The sequence below is a fragment of the Oleiphilus sp. HI0067 genome (assembly GCF_001635735.1).
In genome coordinates, this window is the sequence record NZ_LWFI01000296.1 from 1 (window position 1) to 951 (window position 951).

At 42.3% G+C, this 951-nt stretch carries 2 protein-coding genes and 1 pseudogene; all 3 read right to left on the reverse strand.

Translation table 11 applies throughout. The features are described 5' to 3' along the window. Positions 1–189: pseudogene (rnc, locus tag A3739_RS03640) on the reverse strand (ribonuclease III); the annotation flags it as partial. 14 nt (positions 190–203) lie between these two features. After that, entirely contained in the window at positions 204–599 is a 396-nt protein-coding gene (locus A3739_RS03645; RefSeq protein ID WP_197469033.1) for a DUF4845 domain-containing protein, read from the reverse strand. A 79-nt stretch (positions 600–678) separates the two neighbouring features. Further along, positions 679–951: signal peptidase I (gene lepB, locus A3739_RS03650; protein ID WP_156502320.1), on the reverse strand; the 273-nt coding region annotated here is incomplete at its 5' end.

Genomic DNA, 951 nt, shown 5'->3' on the forward strand with positions numbered 1-951 from the left:
AAAATGAGGAAAACGAAGATAGAGTTGTTCGGCGATCACATAGCCGAGAATAGCGTCACCGAGATATTCGAGACGCTCATTATTTTTACCTTTGAAACTACGATGTGTGAGGGCGAGCTCTAAAAGAGATCGATCTTTGAAGGTATAACCAAGCTTTCGCTCAAGTCTGTCGTAATTAACTGTACTCACCCGTGTTGTGCTACCTATGGATAGATTTCTGATACTTCGTCGAACACAATCACTGCATCGACATTTTTGTAAACATTGATACGAACTTCATAATCTAAGTAGAAAGAAATCACCCCTTCTTCTTTCTCTATCGATACAGCTTCATTGAAGTCAATGTCGCGAATATTGTTAGTCTGCATACGTAATTTGAAGCGGCGATTAATCTCACCCAGATCGAGTTCAGCGGTTTGAGAATCCTCGACAAAAGACGTCACCACTGACTTTAATTGCCAGTGCTCAAAATAGGCTGGATACAATTTAAAACCAACTAACGCAACAAACGCAGCCATCGCTAGAAACACCAAAACAAAGGGCATTGAAGCGCCACGCTGGTTCTTCAACAATTTATTATTAGTTTCATTTCTAGACATTTGCATTGCTCCAATCAAATTCATTAACTCGCGTACTTAAGGTTAGACCCGCTCTATCAGGTTTACAACGTAATGCGTGTTACTCGATGCTTCCTGCGCGCGAAAACGATGGCAATGAAGTGAGACCTTTCCATTGCATCCAAATTGCAAACGCCTTACCAACCACTAACTCATCGGGAACGAAGCCCCAATAACGGCTATCGTTACTATTGTCACGGTTATCACCCATTACAAAGTAGGAGTTTTCTGGTACCACCCATTCACCTTCGGCTTGAATGTTTCGGCGTAGCTTATGCTCCATTAACTGATGTGTGACGTTGCCTATTTGCTCTTTGGCCAAACGATAAGGAGG